The sequence below is a fragment of the Limibacter armeniacum genome, assembly GCF_036880985.1.
GTDB classification, from domain to species: Bacteria; Bacteroidota; Bacteroidia; order Cytophagales; family Flammeovirgaceae; genus Limibacter; species Limibacter armeniacum.
The window spans coordinates 2,289,743-2,306,012 of record NZ_JBAJNO010000009.1 but is presented as its reverse complement, the minus strand read 5'-3'; the positions used below and the strand labels follow the sequence as shown (position 1 = coordinate 2,306,012).

The following is a 16,270-nucleotide window of genomic DNA, read 5'->3' as shown; positions in this document are numbered from 1 at the left end:
AAATACAGAATATCAATATGTCATACTTATTCACTTCAGAGTCTGTGTCAGAAGGACACCCAGATAAAATTGCGGATCAAATTTCAGATGCGATCCTTGATGCTATGCTACAACAGGACCCGGATTCAAGGGTAGCTTGTGAGACAATGGTGACAACAGGACTAGTAGTAGTGGCTGGCGAAATTACGACAAAGGCATATGTTGAAATCCCTGATATTGTAAGGGAAACAATTGCTAAAATCGGTTATGACGAAGATGACTATCAGTTCTCGGCAGACTCTTGTGGTGTACAGGTGGCATTACATAGCCAATCTCCTGATATTGCACAGGGTGTTAACGAAGGAGAAGGAATAGATAAAGAGCAAGGAGCAGGAGATCAGGGAATGATGTTCGGCTATGCTACCAACGAAACGCGTGAGTACATGCCAATGGCATTGGCTTACTCGCACAGACTGGTAAAGGAATTAGCTAGAATCAGAAAAGAAGGGTCAGCGGTCATGTCATACTTGCGTCCTGATGCAAAGGCTCAGGTTACAATCGAATATGATGACAACCACAAACCATTGAGAGTTCATACGATTGTTGTATCAACTCAGCATGATCCATTTGCAGATGAAGCAACAATGCTTAGCACCATCCGCAAAGATGTTATCGAGCATGTGATTAAGAAAGTGATTCCTGTAGAGTTACTGGATGACAATACAATTTACCATATCAACCCGACTGGTAAGTTTGTGATTGGTGGCCCTCATGGTGATGCTGGTTTGACAGGTAGAAAGATCATTGTAGATACTTACGGTGGAAAAGGAGCTCACGGTGGTGGAGCTTTCTCTGGTAAGGACGCTACTAAAGTGGACCGTTCTGCTGCTTATGCATCTCGTCATATTGCCAAAAACCTTGTGGCTGCTGGCTTAGCAGATGAGGTGTTGGTACAAGTGTCTTATGCTATCGGTGTTGCAAAACCTGTTTCGCTTAACATTAATACATACGGTACTGCTAAAATTGATATGTCTGATGCAGAAATCTCGAACAAAGTTTCTGAAATCTTTGATATGAGACCTCGTGCGATTGTAGAGCGTTTAGGTTTGAAAAACCCTATCTTCTCTCCTACAGCAGCATATGGTCATATGGGACGTGATGCTTACAAAGGAGAAGTAGAACTACACCATGTGACAATTGAAGAGGACGATACAAAGAGAGTAGAAGTGAGAAGCAAGGAAACGAAAAACCTTGAATTCTTCACTTGGGAGAAATTGGATTATGTAACTCAGGTGCAAGAAGTGTTCGGTCTATAATTCCGAGTACCTAAATTTTACTATATTCGTAAGGTCCTAGACAAGCTTTGTCTAGGACCTTATTTTTTGTAGGTAAGTCATACTTTTTTGTAAAGTTACAGTGATTACTTGTTGACCTTTCATAGACCAACTTAATGAGACAAAAGCTAACCGTTTTTATATTCATTTTTTCTTTCCTTTTATCCTTCTCATCCTTAGCACAACAAGCATCAGACCGTAAAACAGTAGGAGTGGTACTTAGTGGAGGTGGGGCTAAAGGCTTTGCACATATTGGTGTACTTAAGGTATTAGAAGAACACCAGATACCTGTTGATTACATAGTAGGGGTGTCAATGGGAGCCGTAATTGGAGGCTTTTATGCGGCAGGGTATACAGTGCATGAAATTGATAGTATGGTCAGGAGACCTGAGTTTCAGACATGGGCTTCAGGGAAGCTGACACCAAAAGAGGAGTACTTGTTTGGTAAGAGAACCCTAGGTGCTGATATTCTCAATTTCCATATGAAGGTAGATACAAGTTTTACAACTAAAATAGATGCAACTTTTGTAAACGATGCTGCACTCAATTTTGCTTTAGCAGAACACCTCTACAAACCCATCAAGAAAGCAGGCTATAACTTTGATAGCTTGACAGTACCATTTAGGTGTGTTGCATCTGAAGTTTTTACGAGAACGCCTGTTGTGCTTAAGAAAGGTAATCTGGCTGAATCAATTAGGGCATCGATGGCAGTGCCTCTAGCTTTTCGACCTGTTAAGATAGATGGAAAATACCTTTATGATGGTGGAGTGCTAAATAACCTCCCTGTCAATGTCATGGAGGAAGAGTTTAACCCTGATATAATTATTGCGGTAAACCTGGGAGCAAAGGACTTAATAGAAGAGTACCCGTTTGATAGAGCTGATAAGTTGGTGGAAGGGGCTAATATATTAGGCCCCTTGATCATGAGTAATAGGGCTCCTGAAGCGTTGGGGGAAGAAGATGTGTTTATTGGTGTTGCAGTGGATGAATTTTCAGCAGCAGATTTTTCCTTACCTGACACTTTGATCAGGTTGGGTGAGTTGGCGGCAAATGCCCAGATCACAGAAGTCAGAAAAAAAGTAGGAAATAGAGTTGTCCCACCTCGTGAAAGTAAGTTGTTAGATATTTATACACCTGATAAAAGGGAGGTGTCAGATATTGAGTTTAGTGGAAACCTCACCAGTAAGCAGCAGCGTTACGTTCGGAAAGTGATTAAGCCATCAAGTAAGAAAGAAGCAACTTTAAACGATATTCGTGACCGCTACTACATGTTGATTACGCATGATTTCTTTAGGGATGTTCTGGTCAATATTGATTATGATAATAGCAAAGAAAGCTATAAGGTAGGTCTAGATGTGTCTTCGGAAAAGAAACTTCTACTTGGGCTAGGAGGTAATTTGGCTACAAGAAGTATTGGGCAAGCTTTTCTGAATGCGGAGCTGAGTTTATTGGGCAAGCACCTGCATAACTTTTACACTAATTTTTATTCGGGATCTTTCTACAGTTCTGTATTGTTTCAAACCAAGATGCTCTTTCCTGAGACAACCCCATTTTATTTGCAGTTGGGGTACGTTTATAATGATTGGGATTACGGGCAGGTATCTGAATTCTTTATTAACAATAATGAAGGGGTTAATGTAAAAAGGCTTGATAGGACGATTCGTTTGGAACTAGGTTTTAACCCTGAAAGAAGACGTACATTGAAGTTGACCTCAGGTGTGTTTTTCAATAGGGATGAATATAGCAGAACGTATGTGGAAGTTGTGGATGGGGTGAATGTACCTATCATGATTCAGGGTAAAATGGAGTATGAGGGATGGACAATTGGAGGAAGTTATGGTTACAGTCTGCTTAACCGTAAGCTTTTTCCTTCAGAGGGAAGGCACTACATGATGAACCTCCAGTATTTTAATGGCAATGAGCGATTCAAGCAGGTAAATACAGGCACAGAGTTGGAGAAGGCTTCCCGGAATTGGTGGATGGGGAAATGGGAATATGAAGAATATTTTGGCAAAAAGTTTAGATGGGGAATATACAATGAGCTGGTAATATCCAATGCACCTTCATTTCATACCTTAACAGCTACAACTTTAAATATGCCATTGTATAAACCATTAATAGATAGTGATTCTTGGTTGTTGGAAGATTTGAGGGCGAGAAGTTATCTAGGGGCCGGATTGATTGCGGTGTACCCTGTAGTCGGTAATTTGGAGCTAAGGGGCGAATACCATTCATTATGGAAAAAAGGTTTTATCAGTGAGTTGGAGCGTACTCCACAGGCTGATTTTACATTTGAGTTGGATAAGTCAGCGATGGAGAGAAAAGATATTGGAAGCTTCTCTGTGGTGTATCATACGCCGATTGGACCACTAAGTGTATCAGCAAATTATTATGATGACAGCCATGCGAATTGGAGCTTTCTGATTAACGCAGGCTTATTGTTATATAACCCTAAGCTGATCCAAAATTGATAACATAATTCCCCATTAATCAGCACTGTGAGGTAGATATTTTTCTGGATGGAATCAAAAAAAAATGTAACTGATATTTATTCAAGCAGATAAGTTTAGTATTTAGATTTATATTTCTATATTTGCAGTCCGAATTTTTGGAATAAAAAAAGCAGCAATAAAATGAGCGATTTACTTAAAAGAGTCGAGAAGGACTTTGCAACAAACCTAGCAAAGCACCCTGACTTCAGCGCTGGTGATACTATTGTAGTTCACGTACGAATCAAAGAGGGTGAGAAAGAAAGAATTCAGCAATTCCAAGGTACTGTAATCCAAAGAAGAAACTCTGGTATTACAGAAACTTTCACTGTAAGAAAAATTTCTAACAGTGTTGGTGTTGAAAGAATTTTCCCATTGAACTCTCCTGCGATTGACAAAATCGAAGTGCTGAGAAGAGGTAAAGTAAGAAGAAACAGACTATTCTACCTGAGAGGCCGTCAAGGTAAAGCTGCGAAGGTAAAAGAGTTGCGCTAGTTTTTTCTCTCATCTCTGAGAGAACTGTTCTGAAAAGAAATGAAAGATCTTTTAGAGAAGATACCTATAAGCCGACAAGCTCAATAATAAGCTTGTTGGCTTTTTGTGTTGTTGGAGAAGGAAGCCTTAAGGCTGTGTGCAGTATTGCCTCCTTTTTTCAGCTTTCAATATTTTTAAACCTATAGAAGCGATGCACCTTCCTGAAGGAAAGAAAGTGTATTTCGCTTCAGACTTTCACCTTGGTACACCTAGCCATATTGAAAGTAGGAAGCGAGAAGACAAGATAGTTCGTTGGCTGGAGCAGGTTCGTAAAGATGCAGCACATATCTACCTGATGGGGGATATGTTTGACTTCTGGTTCGAGTACAGTACAGTCGTTCCTAAAGGGTTTATCCGTTTTCAAGGAAAATTGGCTGAGATTACAGATTCAGGTATTCCAATTACTTTTTTTACGGGTAACCATGATATGTGGATCTTTGACTACTTTACTAAAGAGCTCGGAATAGAAGTAGTACGTAAGCCAATTGATGTAAAGATTGCAGGTAAGTCTTTTATGTTGGGACATGGAGACGGCTTGGGGCCTGGGGATTTCTTTTACAAAATCCTGAAGCGCATCTTTGCCAATAAAGTGTGCCAATGGCTTTTTGGCTTTATTCATCCCAATATTGGAATCGGTATTGCCAACTTCTGGTCTCAAAGTAGTAGGGCCAAGAATATGAAGGTGGATGAAGGGTTCTACGGCAAAGAAGGTGAGTGGCTTTGGGTTTATTGCAATGAGCAGGAAGCTGAACAACACCGAGACTTTTATGTTTTTGGTCACAGACATTTACCCCTTGATCTTGAAGTTGGTGAAAGTAGCAGGTATGTGAATTTGGGAGAATGGCTTTCACATTATACTTATGCCGAATTTGATGGAGAAAACCTTAACCTTCTTACATTTGAAGATGAGCCTTCTGTTAGCCGTACTAACAACAGTATGGACAGTAGGAGCAGCTAATGCGCAGCACTTTAAACTTCTCAAAACCCAACCTGTCGCATTGGTGAGTCAACAAGCCAGTGTAGACCGTTATGGACATATATTCGTTTCATCAGAAAACGGAACGGTTTACATGTTCAAGGCTGATGGAACTGAAGTGAAAAAGTATTCATCTGATTTCACAACAACATGGACGGTTTATGGGTGGGAAACAATTAGAACTATATTGTTTTCAAGTGAGCTGCAGAAAGTAGAAGTTTTGAACAGGCAGATGACACGATTGCAGTCAATAGATCTGAATGAACTGGGGATCGGTTATGCGACTTGTTGTTCGCCCTCTACAGATGGCAACCTTTGGGTATTTGATCAGGTTGACAGAAGTCTGAAGAAAGTCTCATATCAACTTGGACGGGTGGTTTCTGAAAATCCTTTAACCTCCAATTTACAGTCAGTGAATATAAGTAATCCTATTTTTATTCAAGAGTATCAAAACCGTCTTTATATCGCCGATAGTGAGGCAGGGGTGATGGTGTTTGATAATATGGGAACCTTCGAGATGTTGTTGACTGAAGATTTGGTAGAGCAGTTTGGGTTTTGGAAAAACCAGCTTTACTATAGTGTAGGTGATTCACTGAAGTTGGTAGATTTATACTTAAGAAAGGTAACGAAGAAAATACAGCCTCAGCAGTTTGAATCAGCTGTGCTGATGGATAGTGGATATTTGATGGGGATTAAGGAGCAGCAGCTATGGTTTTATCGCTACTCTGAATAAAGTGAAGAAAGAATGGATTTGATCGATAAGTGGAAAAGTCAGGCAAAAGCCAAGTCAAAAGAGAACCAGAACTTCCTCAAAAGGCTTAAGAAGTCACGTAACAGCAAACAAATTGATGAATGGGTGAATGAGGCTGATGAAGAAGCCTTTGAGCGCATAGATTGTTTGGCGTGTGCCAATTGCTGTAAGACGATTAGTCCTGTGGTTACCACTACTGATGTAAAGCGTATTGCTTCTGCTTTAAGAATGAAGACCACAGAAGTGGTTGAAACCTACTTGAAGGTAGATCATGAAGGTGATTATGTAATGAATTCTCAGCCTTGCCCTTTCCTTGGTAGCGACAACTATTGCTCGATCTATGAACATAGACCAAAAGGATGTAGAGATTATCCATTAACCCATATGAGAGGGTTTACACAGCGTCCTGCCTTACATCATAAAAATACCCTTACTTGTCCTGCCGTATTCCATGTAGTGGAGACATTGAAGGAGAAGATGACTAAATAAGTTATCGTTCTTCGTATTTCTTGGGAGCATAAAGGAAACCGAAAGCTTCAGCGCCTTCTTTGGTGTGTACTTTATGGTGAATATAATGTGCTCGCATCATTCTACGCAGGTAACTACTCTTTGCCTTAAAGCTGGTTTTGACTCTTCTGTGTACGATAATATCGTGAAACACAACATAGAAAATGCCATAGGCTGTAATGCCAAATCCGATATACATCAAAAACCACAATGATTCGATCTCTGAGCCAACTACAATAGTGATGATGGCAGGGATGCTGAATACAAACCCAAAAAGGTCGTTCTTTTCAAACGTGTCATTGTGATAAGTGTGGTGAGATTTGTGCCAACTCCATAGGAAACCATGCATGATGTATTTATGGGTAAACCAAGCTACGAATTCCATAAAAAGAAAAGTGGCAACGATAATCAGTATGCGCAGAAGAATGCCCATTAGTAATTGGATGTTATGTTAGCTTATCAAAATAAAAAGCCAAAGGTAAATACTCGTAAGAAAAACTAAACGAAGGTATATTTGCCTTTGGCTATTAATAACATATGTGTTAGATAAATGTTTGCCTACTTAGGATATATCCAGTAGTTCACATGTTTTGCGGGCAGCGTCTTGCTCAGCTTTCTTTTTGCTGTAGCCACTTCCAGTCGCCATTACTTCTCCATCTACTACAAGGTTGACCTTGAATTGCTTGCCAACCCTATGGCCACCAGGTTTTGACATAGTAAACTCTACAGAGTGTCCATTCTTCTGAGCCCACTCTATAATCAAGCTTTTGAAGTTGGTATTTGTCTCAACCACTTCATCAATGTCATAATGCTGCTGAAGCAGGTTGTTGATCACATATCGGCGAGTAAAGTGAAAACCTCTGTCCAAATAGATAGCTCCAATAAAAGCCTCCATTGCATCACCATAAATAGATTTATGGCTTTGACCAGTACGTTTACGCCCTTCGAACTCTACCAGATTATTCAACCCGATTTTGAAAGCAAGCCTGTTGAGTGACTCCCTATTCACTATTCGTGAACGGACTTCTGTCAGAAAACCTTCCTCTTTGTAAGGGTACTTCTTAAAAAGGTACTCTGCCACGATTGCCCCCAAGATGGCATCACCCAAGTATTCCAGCCTTTCATTTGACTCTTTGAATCCCTTGATGTTCTCATTCTCGGCAGCAACAGAACTGTGTTGCATGGCCAGATTGTACAGACGGATATTGTATGGCTTTACTCCGATGATCCTTTTTACGGCTTCAGAAAGCTGTTTTTCCTTTTCAGAGTAACTTGTAAACCAACGTAATAAGAATTTCAAAGCTAGTATATGATTGTTTACATTTGCTTAAAGAAAAGCATGATGCAGGTTTGGTTCAAGCATTAGCCCTTCCATTTGATTTGGAAAGAATAAGCAGCTAATAAAAATCCGATCAAAAGGATCGTTTTACCACTGTAAAGTATAACTGCTTAATCACGCCAAAAAACGACTTTGGCGCACCAAAGTTAACAAAAAGTAACAAAGTAGGTTCAATAAAAAAAAAGTATAAAGCAAAACACACTCAAGAAGAGGTGCTTCACTTTATACTTTTCAGAAGGAATAAATAAACCTATTCCTCATATTTTTTCAGAACCATACAAACGTTGTGTCCACCAAAACCGAATGTGTTACTCATCACGTATTTGATGTCGTCTCTGTATTGAGCCTTATTCAAAGTGCAATTCAGTTCTTGATCAAGTTCAGGATCTGGTGTGAAGTTGTTGATGGTTGGAGGGATAACTCCTTTGTTGATCGCAAGCAAACATGCCACAGCCTCAACAGCACCAGCAGCCCCCAATAGGTGACCAGTCATAGATTTTGTTGAGCTAATGTTCAGCTTGTAAGCAGAGTCTCCGAATACACGCTTAATGGCATTTACCTCTCCAATATCACCTAGTGGTGTAGAAGTACCATGTACGTTGATGTACTGGATATCTTCAGGGGTGATGCCTGCATCTTCTAAAGCCTGTTCCATTACACGCTGGCTACCTTCTCCTTCTGGATGTGGTGCAGTCAGGTGATAAGCGTCAGCAGTCATACCGCCACCTACAACTTCTGCATAAATTTTAGCACCTCTGGCTTTGGCATGCTCCAATTCCTCAAGAATTAATGCAGCACCACCTTCACCCATTACAAAACCGTCACGGTCTTTGTCAAAAGGTCTTGAAGCAGTAGCTGGATCATCATTTCTTGTAGAAAGTGCTTTCAATGCATTGAAACCACCAATACCAGCTTCAGTAACAGGGGCTTCAGAACCACCTGTCAGGAAGATATCTGCCTTGCCCATACGGATATAGTTAAATGCATCTACGATGGCATTTGTAGCCGAAGCACATGCAGAAACAGTTACGTAGTTAGGGCCTTTCAGGCCATATTTCATGGATAGGTGTCCTGCGCTAAGGTCCGCAATCATCTTAGGGATGAAGAACGGGTTGAAGCGTGGAGTACCATCTCCTTGTGCATAGCTTTTTACTTCATCTTGGAAAGTTTGCAAGCCACCAATACCAGAACCCCAAATAACGCCAGCTCTGTTACGGTTGATCTTGTCAAGGTCAAGACCGGAATCTTGGAGAGCTTCCTCACCTACGATCATAGCGTATTGTGTGAAAGTGTCCATTTTTCTAGCCTCCTTACGGTCGATGTGGTCTGCGATGTTCAGTCCTTTGACTTCACAAGCAAACTGAGTTTTGAATTTAGATGCGTCGAACTTCGTGATAGGCGCTGCCCCACTAGTACCTTTTTCAAGGTTTTCCCAGTATTCTTGCAGGTTGTTGCCAATTGCTGTCAACGCGCCAAGTCCTGTAACAACTACTCTTTTCAGCTCCATAATTAGTAGTAGGAATCAGTCCAGTAATGGATATAGTAAATTAATGTGATTGTGTGCAATGCGCAATAAAAAAAACAGACCTGACAGGCATTTGTCTTTAAAAAAGACAGAACAATACCTACCAGGTCTATAAGTTTCTTCTAAATCTTGGAGAGCAAGAATTAGCTAGCGTGCTCTTCCAGGTAAGAGATTGCTTGACCTACAGTAGTAATGCTCTCTGCTTGGTCATCTGGAATAGAGATGTTGAATTCTTTTTCAAATTCCATGATCAGTTCTACTGTATCCAGTGAATCTGCTCCAAGATCGTTTGTGAAGCTTGCTTCAGGAGTAACTTCAGATTTTTCTACACCTAGTTTCTCTACGATTATCTCCGTTACTTTTTCTGCGATTTCAGACATTTTCTTACAGTTTAGTTGATTATCCGAGGTGCAAATAAATGCATTTCACTAAATAATATCAAATTTGTTCAAGAAATGTTGAACTTTATTTCAGTATTGTTATGCAAGCATAATAAATAACCTCATTTTTAGAGAATTCTGTTCATTCCCTGTTCATTTATATAGCTTGTCTCGCACTTGCTCTAAGGCCCTTTGCAGCTCATTTTTTGCGATACCAAGCAAAAACTGTGCGATATTCGCTTTTATCATCGTGATGATAGGAGACTCCTTCACTTTGACGTTCTGTTTTACTTGTACCAGTTGGTGCTCTGGGTCATGTCTGTGTAACTCTTCAATATTGTCAAGCTCTCCAAGTGCCTTAATCGGAACATATTCAATCTTCTTTGTTTTGCTGCGGTTCAATAGCAGGTAAAATAGTCCATAAGCACCAAGAAGAATAGCACCGATAACTAGTGTATGTTTACTCGTCTCTTTTACCTCATAGACGGAAGTCTGAACCTGTCCGGAAATCGCCTCCTTATATTTTTTGGTATCAGCCATTAGCTGTTGTTTCTCAAGTCTCATTTTCCTTCTAATAGAAGGTAATTGGTCGTGCTTGTCTTTTTTATCCATATAAAATGTAAGGTCTAAGTAAAAGCCCCCGCTTTCAGGGCAGGGGAGAATATAAGGTTCTTATTTTAAAGATACTCTTCAGGTTCTTTCATCTCAAAATTATCTGAAATGCTTTCAAAGGTAGCGTCCATCAAACCAAGTAGTCTGTTTCGGAACCTTTTCTTGAGTTTGAAAATAACCAGCAGAAGAATAGTATAAAACAGTGCAACAAACAGGAACCCAGCAAATGTAGGTAGATCAAAAAGGTGGTTGAAAAGAAACGCCATACCAATACTGATAAAGATTGCTACCATAGTAGCAAACAAGCCAATGATTACTACCACAGCAATCATGGTGAGAACGTCGGAAAGTGTCATTTGCAGCTCCAGTCTAAAAATCTGCAAGTACGCTTCAATCAGTTTGGTGACGTGGTTCAGGATATTTTGACTGCCTTTCGGCTCTACGCTGCCATTTGTGGAGTTGGTAGCAGAATTCTCTTCAGTCATAAGTTTTTGTGGTCGTTACAAATTGTCATTACTCAAATTTACAAAACCTACATCGAATTATTGCATTATAGAGGTATATACAAGTTTAGATGAGGAATAATATACTTTCGTGGTTGACGATTTGAAGGTTTAGTGTTGGTGTATTAAGTGTTTTTTGGGTGAGTTATTTAGTTATAAATGAGATTTTATTCACATTGATAATCAATTAATTATGTTTTTATTAACAATAAAAGTGTATATAATACACAGAAATAATTGTATTTTATTACTAAAGAATATATAATTGTGCTGTTGTCTCATAGCAATAGACTGTAAGGCAACAAGGAAATTTTATAAGTGGTAAAATTTTTTAAGGATTATTTGGTTTAATTGTTAAAGCTGGAAAGTCCAACCCTGCTAGGGTTGGACTTTTTGTATTTATATATGGTTTGGGTTTTTACTAACTTTTAAATTATTATTTGAAACAAATTTTTTGCAGTAAAACTAAAAACCAAAACAACAGATAGTATGCAATATGATGCCAATTATTGGGTGGATAAGCTAGCACTCAAGTCACATCCTGAGGGAGGTTTCTATAAAGAAATATACCGAAGTAAACTCATTCTTGACCATTATGTGTTGCCTAAGCGGTTCAGAGGGGATAGAAGTGCTGCAACAGCCATCTATTATCTTTTGAGAGGAGGAGAGTTTTCAGCCTTTCATAGGATTGGAGCAGATGAGGGATGGCATTTTTATGCAGGTACCACTTCAATGGAAGTTATAGAAATAAAAAGTAATGGATTGCTGAAAAAACATAGGTTAGGCCAGCAGGTAGAAGAAGGAGAGTCGTTTTTTGCTGTAGTTGAAGGAGGTTCGTGGTTTGCGGCAAGGCCTGTGAGCGAGAGTCCTGATGTTTATGCCTTGGTAGGGTGTACGGTAGCACCAGGTTTTCATTTTGATGATTTTGAGCTAGCAATCAGTGAAGACTTGGAACGTACTTATCCACAACATAAGGAGTTAATCAAGGAACTTTGCAGGAGATGATATAATATGGTGAAGCTTGAGTAGCTTCACCATGTAAATTAAAACCCTTCTTGCATAATACGAATACCTTCTTCGAATGAGTGTGGCTCGTACCCTAGCTGTGTTTGAGCTTTGCGGATGTTAAAGCCAGTTTTCAGAGGTCGTTTGCCAACTTCTACAAACTGACTTGCATTTGTGGGAGAAATCAGGGATTTGTCAAGTCCGAAATACTCAGCAGTTCGGATCGCAATATCATAAGGTCGGAGATAGTCTTTCCCAGATATGTGGAAGATGCCTTCAGCTTTTTTGTCCAAGATTAGCTCACAGCCTTTTGCAAGGTCTAAAGCAAGTGTAGGAGTTCTCCATTGATCATCGACCACTTTGATCGGTTTGCCTGCTTCAAGGTTTTTCTTTACCCAAAGTATAATGTTGGAGCGGCTCATGTCTTTGACTTGACCATAGACCAAGACAGTTCGGGCAATAGCCCATTTGAGTTTACTTTCCTGTACAAGTTTTTCAGCGGCAAGTTTTGTTTGCCCATAGTAGTTGACAGGTGATACGTTCTCTTCCTCAGTCAGTAGACCGGTTTCACCATTGAAAACAAAGTCTGTAGAAATATACAGCAAGAAGGCATCTACTAGACGACATGCATCTATGATATGAAAAGTTCCTGCGATGTTTATCAGGTTGGCTTTCTCAGGTTCACGCTCACAGTCATCTACTTGTGTCATTGCGGCTGTATGAACTACAAAATCGGGCTTGATTTCACCTATTAAATGGGATACAGCTTCATTATCTGTTATATCCAATTCATAATATGTGTAGCCATCTTCACAGAGCCTGTCTGTCCCACGGCCTGTAGCAATCACTTCATACTTACCATCCTCGACAAGAAGTCGGGTAAGGTTTTGCCCAAGCAAGCCATTAGCTCCAGTAATCAGTACTTTTTGCATATTATTAGGTGGCTTTATTCTTCTATATACTGTTTGATAAGTTCATCCAGTTTGCCTTGCACTTCCAGAATGAGGTCACCAACTTCTCTTAACACCCCTTTACCTCCTTTGGCTGTTGTGACGTAATCAACATGCTGCTTGATGTATTCACGAGCATCCGCAGGACAAACACTCAGTCCACATTTTGTCAGTACACCAAGATCTGGAATGTCATCGCCTATGTAAGCGATTTCTTCGTCTTTCAGTTGGTAATCTGCTTTTATTTTATCGTAGTGTTCCGTTTTACGCTTGGAGCCATGATAGTGAAAAGTTAGTTTAAGTTCTTCGCTTCGGTGACGAACTACCGCTGAGTCCCTCCCTGTAATAGCACCTACGATATAGCCCATTTTAGCCATTTGAACGGCAATAAAGCCATCCTTGACATTAAAGTTCTTTATTTCTCTTGGTTGTCCTTCTCCAATACTTTTGGCATCATGCTCATAGATGATTCTGCCGTCAGTCATTACACCATCAATATCAAATACAACTGCTTTGATTTTCTTAGCTTTTTCTGATATAGTCATGATTATATAGTTTTCAATAATAGTCAATCCGTTATTATCCTTGCATTACTTCTGCAGGATCTGTAATAGCACCTTTCCAAGCCGGAATAATAGTCGCACTCAGGTAAGGAAGTACCGCTATGGAAATTATGGTGAAAATATCACCTGCCTCGACAGCCGGAGCAAGATTGTAGGCAGGGTACATTACTGACCACCCAATTAGGAATGGTTTCAGTAAAGGTGCTTGTAGGAAGTATACATGAATAAAGGCAATCAGTATTCCTAATAGTGCAGCTGTAATAGAGATAATAAAGCCTTCCCAGAACTTCATCCACAGTACATCTGAGATTTCCCACCCAATGCCTTTTAGTATTCCCAGTTTTCTCTTCACTGTTTAGTCCGGCAGCTCTGTCCCAAGCTAAAATCAGAAAAGCAAGCACAGAAATAATGGAGCCGTAGATGAAAATACCTCCTCGCCAACTGAAGAGTGTCTCATAAGTGGAGCGAAGCTGTGAGCGGGTGACAACTCTGATACCTCCAAAGCGTTTATCTATTTTCTTACCTATATTATCTGTTTCATCTGAGTTGTATATACGCAATCCAACATCAGTAAATTGGTTACTTTCCAACCCTAGTATGGTTCGGGCATCTGAAGGAGAAAGAACAATCAGGTCTTTGGTGAGTAAGTCTGAAGAAGCCGAAAAAGCTCCTACAATTGAGAAGGTTCTTAGTTCTCCAAAACTATCCTGAATTGTAAAGCGGTCTCCTTTCATCAGGCCTCTCATTTCAAGGAAGCCTGTACCACATAATGCTTCACCCTCTTTTAGTTGGCTAGTTTCCGTGTCAAGCAACTCAAGTCCCTGAAGTTGGGTGCCTGAGCCAATTACAGTAAGTACTGCTCCTGTTGGAATATCAAAGGTATAACCCCATATTCTTGGTTCAACTTTTTCAACACCTCGAATACCTTGAAGAGAGTCTACAAACTGTTGTTGAATAGGGTCAAGCCTTCCTCCGGTTATTTTTTGTACCCAAAGTTCAGGTATATCCTGAAGTACTGCCTGTGTTTCCTGTTTAAGTGAGGAAGTGAAAAAAACGACTGATCCGAAAAAAGCTACCACTATCGCATATATCAGTACTAGAGAGGTATATTTCTTCCATCTTCTAGCAAGGGATCTTGTGGCGTATTCAAGCAGGTTGAGCATTCTGTTCATCTCGTTGTCAATATCGTGTTTGTATCGTATTTGTCTTTTATTGTTGATTTAAGTTTTGGTTGGCAGGTGGGTGAAAGAAAGAGGAGGATGGGAAGTGGTCATGGAAACCAGGCAGGTCTTGGAACGGAGCCATTATTTCAGGCATGCTAATGTGTCGTGTATGACGAGATTCTGTTGAAAAACAGAAGTCTGTAAGCAAAAAACGCTCGCTTAAAGCCCTTTCGTTGCGGTATGTCTGAGTTGGTGATTTCCAGGTAGAATAGACCGTAATTCCAATAATGGTGGCTGTCTGGAGAAGGAGGGATGAAAAAAATAAATTTCTGACTGGAGTAGTTGCCATGATTGTTATAAAAATGTATAATATATCCTTAATTTTGTTGCGAATATACAGGAGAAATACACGAAATCGGAAACTTTGTCTTTCCATTCAAGGTTTTTGTTTTTGTAGTGTATTTAATAGTATATTCCTAACTTTGTTTTTGACAAAAATGAGGAAGTATGAAGTTTCATGAAAAGGAAGATATTGAAGTACTGGAGTTAGACGAAACCAAAGTTGACTCTGAGCTGAACCGTGAATTGATCGTATTTAATGATGATGTGAATACATTTGAGCATGTGATCAATACACTGATTGACGTGTGTGAGCATAGTCCTCATCAGGCGGAGCAGTGTACTTGGATCATCCATTACAATGGCAAGTGCTCTGTAAAGACAGGCTCTTTTGATGAGCTTGCTCCGATGAGAAATGCTATTTGTGACAGGGGGATATCTGCTGAAGTGCTGTAAGTACTTCATGCCCCTTCTGGACCTTTTCTGTATCACCTTGCCTGCTGTTTAACACTTTTAGGTAGCAGATAAGGTATTTTTATGGTTGGAATTCATGCCTAGATAAAGGTGTGGTTAATAGAGATAGAACTTGAATTTTCCTTCTAAGCTGGTAGAAGAAGCAGTCAATGAGATGGCAAAACTGCCGGGTATAGGTAAAAAGACTGCATTGAGGCTGGTACTTTTTCTTTTGAAACAGGATGAGCAGTCAGTAGTGTCATTGGGTGATGCTTTGGTAAAGCTGCGTTCCAATACACGCTACTGTAAAAAGTGCCATAATATCTCAGATGCAGAGCTATGCTCAGTCTGCGATAACAAAATGCGTGACCATAGTATTATCTGTGTAGTGGAAAATATCTCGGATGTGATGGCTATTGAAAACACTTCAAGTTACAATGGTGCATATCATGTCTTGGGAGGAGTGATTTCACCTATTGAAGGAATTGGTCCTGCAGATCTGAACATAGCGTCATTGCTAGGTAGAGTAAAGGAGGAAGATATCAGCGAGGTTATTTTTGCATTGAACTCATCTATGGAGGCGGATACAACCACCTTTTATATTTCAAAAAAACTGAAGGAGATAGGAGCAAAAGTCAGCACAATCGCTCGAGGGGTGCCGATTGGTGGAGAATTGGAGTATACAGACGAAGTGACATTAGGTAGAAGTATTATGGAGCGTGTTTCTTATAAACACTGATCAACAATGCTTAACAGTGTCTAATAGTCCTTGGTAGAATATATTTTTTATCTGAACTTTTATCATATGCAATTTCACCTAACGAGTGAAAATGTTTTTTTAACTATTATAACCCTATGACTATGAGTT

General features: G+C 39.9%; 19 protein-coding genes. 9 read left to right on the top strand and 10 right to left on the bottom strand.

Features of this window, described 5'->3' with window-relative positions; all coding sequences use genetic code 11:
• The first annotated feature begins 17 nt into the window (after nt 1–17).
• The 6 genes from metK (at nt 18) to V6R21_RS27400 (ending at nt 6,552) form a co-directional block, all read left to right on the top strand.
• Nucleotides 18–1,295 (top strand): methionine adenosyltransferase, encoded by a 1,278-nt coding sequence (gene metK / locus V6R21_RS27425; RefSeq protein ID WP_334246712.1) that lies wholly within the window; start codon nt 18–20, stop codon nt 1,293–1,295.
• Between the two features lie 134 nt (nt 1,296–1,429).
• The gene (locus V6R21_RS27420) at nt 1,430–3,784 is read left to right on the top strand and encodes a patatin-like phospholipase family protein (RefSeq protein ID WP_334246711.1); all 2,355 of its coding nucleotides are present in this window, start codon (nt 1,430–1,432) and stop codon (nt 3,782–3,784) included.
• Between the two features lie 162 nt (nt 3,785–3,946).
• Complete coding sequence (gene rplS / locus V6R21_RS27415) at nt 3,947–4,297, top strand: 50S ribosomal protein L19 (RefSeq protein WP_334246710.1); 351 nt, start codon at nt 3,947–3,949, stop codon at nt 4,295–4,297.
• A gap of 190 nt (nt 4,298–4,487) precedes the next feature.
• A complete protein-coding gene (locus tag V6R21_RS27410; protein WP_334246709.1) occupies nt 4,488–5,294 on the top strand; it encodes a UDP-2,3-diacylglucosamine diphosphatase in 807 nt (268 codons plus the stop codon).
• Nucleotides 5,242–6,045, top strand: coding sequence for a hypothetical protein (locus tag V6R21_RS27405; protein WP_334246708.1), 804 nt, complete (start codon nt 5,242–5,244; stop codon nt 6,043–6,045). Before V6R21_RS27410 ends, V6R21_RS27405 begins: the two co-directional genes overlap by 53 nt.
• 12 nt (nt 6,046–6,057) lie before the next feature.
• On the top strand, nt 6,058–6,552 hold the full coding sequence (locus V6R21_RS27400; RefSeq protein ID WP_334246707.1) for a YkgJ family cysteine cluster protein: 495 nt from the start codon (nt 6,058–6,060) through the stop codon (nt 6,550–6,552).
• 1 nt (nt 6,553) lies between these two features.
• On the opposite strand, the gene V6R21_RS27395 is transcribed toward V6R21_RS27400, so the two are convergent.
• From V6R21_RS27395 to V6R21_RS27370, 6 genes are all read right to left on the bottom strand, one after another.
• Nucleotides 6,554–7,003: a sterol desaturase family protein gene (locus V6R21_RS27395; protein ID WP_334246706.1), complete on the bottom strand. Its 450-nt coding sequence runs from the start codon at nt 7,001–7,003 to the stop codon at nt 6,554–6,556.
• Nucleotides 7,004–7,132: 129 nt separating this feature from the next.
• Nucleotides 7,133–7,870, bottom strand: a complete 738-nt coding sequence (gene rnc, locus V6R21_RS27390) for a ribonuclease III (protein WP_334246705.1) — start codon at nt 7,868–7,870, stop codon at nt 7,133–7,135.
• A gap of 289 nt (nt 7,871–8,159) precedes the next feature.
• Entirely contained in the window at nt 8,160–9,416 is a 1,257-nt protein-coding gene (gene fabF / locus V6R21_RS27385) for a beta-ketoacyl-ACP synthase II (protein ID WP_334246704.1), read from the bottom strand.
• A 161-nt stretch (nt 9,417–9,577) separates the two neighbouring features.
• The gene (locus tag V6R21_RS27380) at nt 9,578–9,814 is read right to left on the bottom strand and encodes an acyl carrier protein (protein WP_334246703.1); all 237 of its coding nucleotides are present in this window, start codon (nt 9,812–9,814) and stop codon (nt 9,578–9,580) included.
• Nucleotides 9,815–9,967: 153 nt separating this feature from the next.
• Entirely contained in the window at nt 9,968–10,426 is a 459-nt protein-coding gene (locus tag V6R21_RS27375) for a hypothetical protein (protein WP_334246702.1), read from the bottom strand.
• Between the two features lie 65 nt (nt 10,427–10,491).
• Nucleotides 10,492–10,911, bottom strand: a complete 420-nt coding sequence (locus tag V6R21_RS27370; protein ID WP_334246701.1) for a phage holin family protein — start codon at nt 10,909–10,911, stop codon at nt 10,492–10,494.
• A 507-nt stretch (nt 10,912–11,418) separates the two neighbouring features.
• Between V6R21_RS27370 and V6R21_RS27365 the strand changes: the two genes are divergently transcribed.
• The gene (locus V6R21_RS27365) at nt 11,419–11,934 is read left to right on the top strand and encodes a cupin domain-containing protein (RefSeq protein WP_334246700.1); all 516 of its coding nucleotides are present in this window, start codon (nt 11,419–11,421) and stop codon (nt 11,932–11,934) included.
• Nucleotides 11,935–11,972: 38 nt separating this feature from the next.
• Here the strand turns inward: V6R21_RS27365 and V6R21_RS27360 are convergent, their stop codons facing one another.
• From V6R21_RS27360 to V6R21_RS27345, 4 genes are all read right to left on the bottom strand, one after another.
• Nucleotides 11,973–12,866, bottom strand: a complete 894-nt coding sequence (locus V6R21_RS27360) for an SDR family oxidoreductase (RefSeq protein WP_334246699.1) — start codon at nt 12,864–12,866, stop codon at nt 11,973–11,975.
• Nucleotides 12,867–12,880: 14 nt separating this feature from the next.
• Nucleotides 12,881–13,429, bottom strand: coding sequence for a KdsC family phosphatase (locus V6R21_RS27355; protein WP_334246698.1), 549 nt, complete (start codon nt 13,427–13,429; stop codon nt 12,881–12,883).
• Nucleotides 13,430–13,463: 34 nt separating this feature from the next.
• On the bottom strand, nt 13,464–13,739 hold the full coding sequence (locus V6R21_RS27350; RefSeq protein WP_334247608.1) for an ABC transporter permease family protein: 276 nt from the start codon (nt 13,737–13,739) through the stop codon (nt 13,464–13,466).
• Nucleotides 13,740–14,656: 917 nt separating this feature from the next.
• Nucleotides 14,657–14,959, bottom strand: a complete 303-nt coding sequence (locus V6R21_RS27345; RefSeq protein WP_334246697.1) for a hypothetical protein — start codon at nt 14,957–14,959, stop codon at nt 14,657–14,659.
• A gap of 158 nt (nt 14,960–15,117) precedes the next feature.
• Between V6R21_RS27345 and V6R21_RS27340 the strand changes: the two genes are divergently transcribed.
• On the top strand, nt 15,118–15,405 hold the full coding sequence (locus V6R21_RS27340; protein ID WP_334246696.1) for an ATP-dependent Clp protease adaptor ClpS: 288 nt from the start codon (nt 15,118–15,120) through the stop codon (nt 15,403–15,405).
• Nucleotides 15,406–15,535: 130 nt separating this feature from the next.
• On the top strand, nt 15,536–16,141 hold the full coding sequence (recR, locus tag V6R21_RS27335; protein WP_334246695.1) for a recombination mediator RecR: 606 nt from the start codon (nt 15,536–15,538) through the stop codon (nt 16,139–16,141).
• The last annotated feature ends 129 nt before the right edge of the window (nt 16,142–16,270 follow it).

Excerpts from the sequence above, each read along its gene's own strand:
- metK (WP_334246712.1), top strand. The coding sequence starts at position 18 with ATGTCATACTTATTCACTTCAGAGTCTGTGTCAGAAGGACACCCAGAT.
- V6R21_RS27420 (WP_334246711.1), top strand. The coding sequence starts at position 1,430 with ATGAGACAAAAGCTAACCGTTTTTATATTCATTTTTTCTTTCCTTTTA.
- rplS (WP_334246710.1), top strand. The coding sequence starts at position 3,947 with ATGAGCGATTTACTTAAAAGAGTCGAGAAGGACTTTGCAACAAACCTA.
- V6R21_RS27410 (WP_334246709.1), top strand. The coding sequence starts at position 4,488 with ATGCACCTTCCTGAAGGAAAGAAAGTGTATTTCGCTTCAGACTTTCAC.
- V6R21_RS27405 (WP_334246708.1), top strand. The coding sequence starts at position 5,242 with ATGAGCCTTCTGTTAGCCGTACTAACAACAGTATGGACAGTAGGAGCA.
- V6R21_RS27400 (WP_334246707.1), top strand. The coding sequence starts at position 6,058 with ATGGATTTGATCGATAAGTGGAAAAGTCAGGCAAAAGCCAAGTCAAAA.
- V6R21_RS27395 (WP_334246706.1), bottom strand. The coding sequence starts at position 7,003 with ATGGGCATTCTTCTGCGCATACTGATTATCGTTGCCACTTTTCTTTTT.
- fabF (WP_334246704.1), bottom strand. The coding sequence starts at position 9,416 with ATGGAGCTGAAAAGAGTAGTTGTTACAGGACTTGGCGCGTTGACAGCA.
- V6R21_RS27380 (WP_334246703.1), bottom strand. The coding sequence starts at position 9,814 with ATGTCTGAAATCGCAGAAAAAGTAACGGAGATAATCGTAGAGAAACTA.
- V6R21_RS27375 (WP_334246702.1), bottom strand. The coding sequence starts at position 10,426 with ATGGATAAAAAAGACAAGCACGACCAATTACCTTCTATTAGAAGGAAA.
- V6R21_RS27370 (WP_334246701.1), bottom strand. The coding sequence starts at position 10,911 with ATGACTGAAGAGAATTCTGCTACCAACTCCACAAATGGCAGCGTAGAG.
- V6R21_RS27365 (WP_334246700.1), top strand. The coding sequence starts at position 11,419 with ATGCAATATGATGCCAATTATTGGGTGGATAAGCTAGCACTCAAGTCA.
- V6R21_RS27360 (WP_334246699.1), bottom strand. The coding sequence starts at position 12,866 with ATGCAAAAAGTACTGATTACTGGAGCTAATGGCTTGCTTGGGCAAAAC.
- V6R21_RS27355 (WP_334246698.1), bottom strand. The coding sequence starts at position 13,429 with ATGACTATATCAGAAAAAGCTAAGAAAATCAAAGCAGTTGTATTTGAT.
- V6R21_RS27350 (WP_334247608.1), bottom strand. The coding sequence starts at position 13,739 with ATGAAGTTCTGGGAAGGCTTTATTATCTCTATTACAGCTGCACTATTA.
- V6R21_RS27345 (WP_334246697.1), bottom strand. The coding sequence starts at position 14,959 with ATGGCAACTACTCCAGTCAGAAATTTATTTTTTTCATCCCTCCTTCTC.
- V6R21_RS27340 (WP_334246696.1), top strand. The coding sequence starts at position 15,118 with ATGAAGTTTCATGAAAAGGAAGATATTGAAGTACTGGAGTTAGACGAA.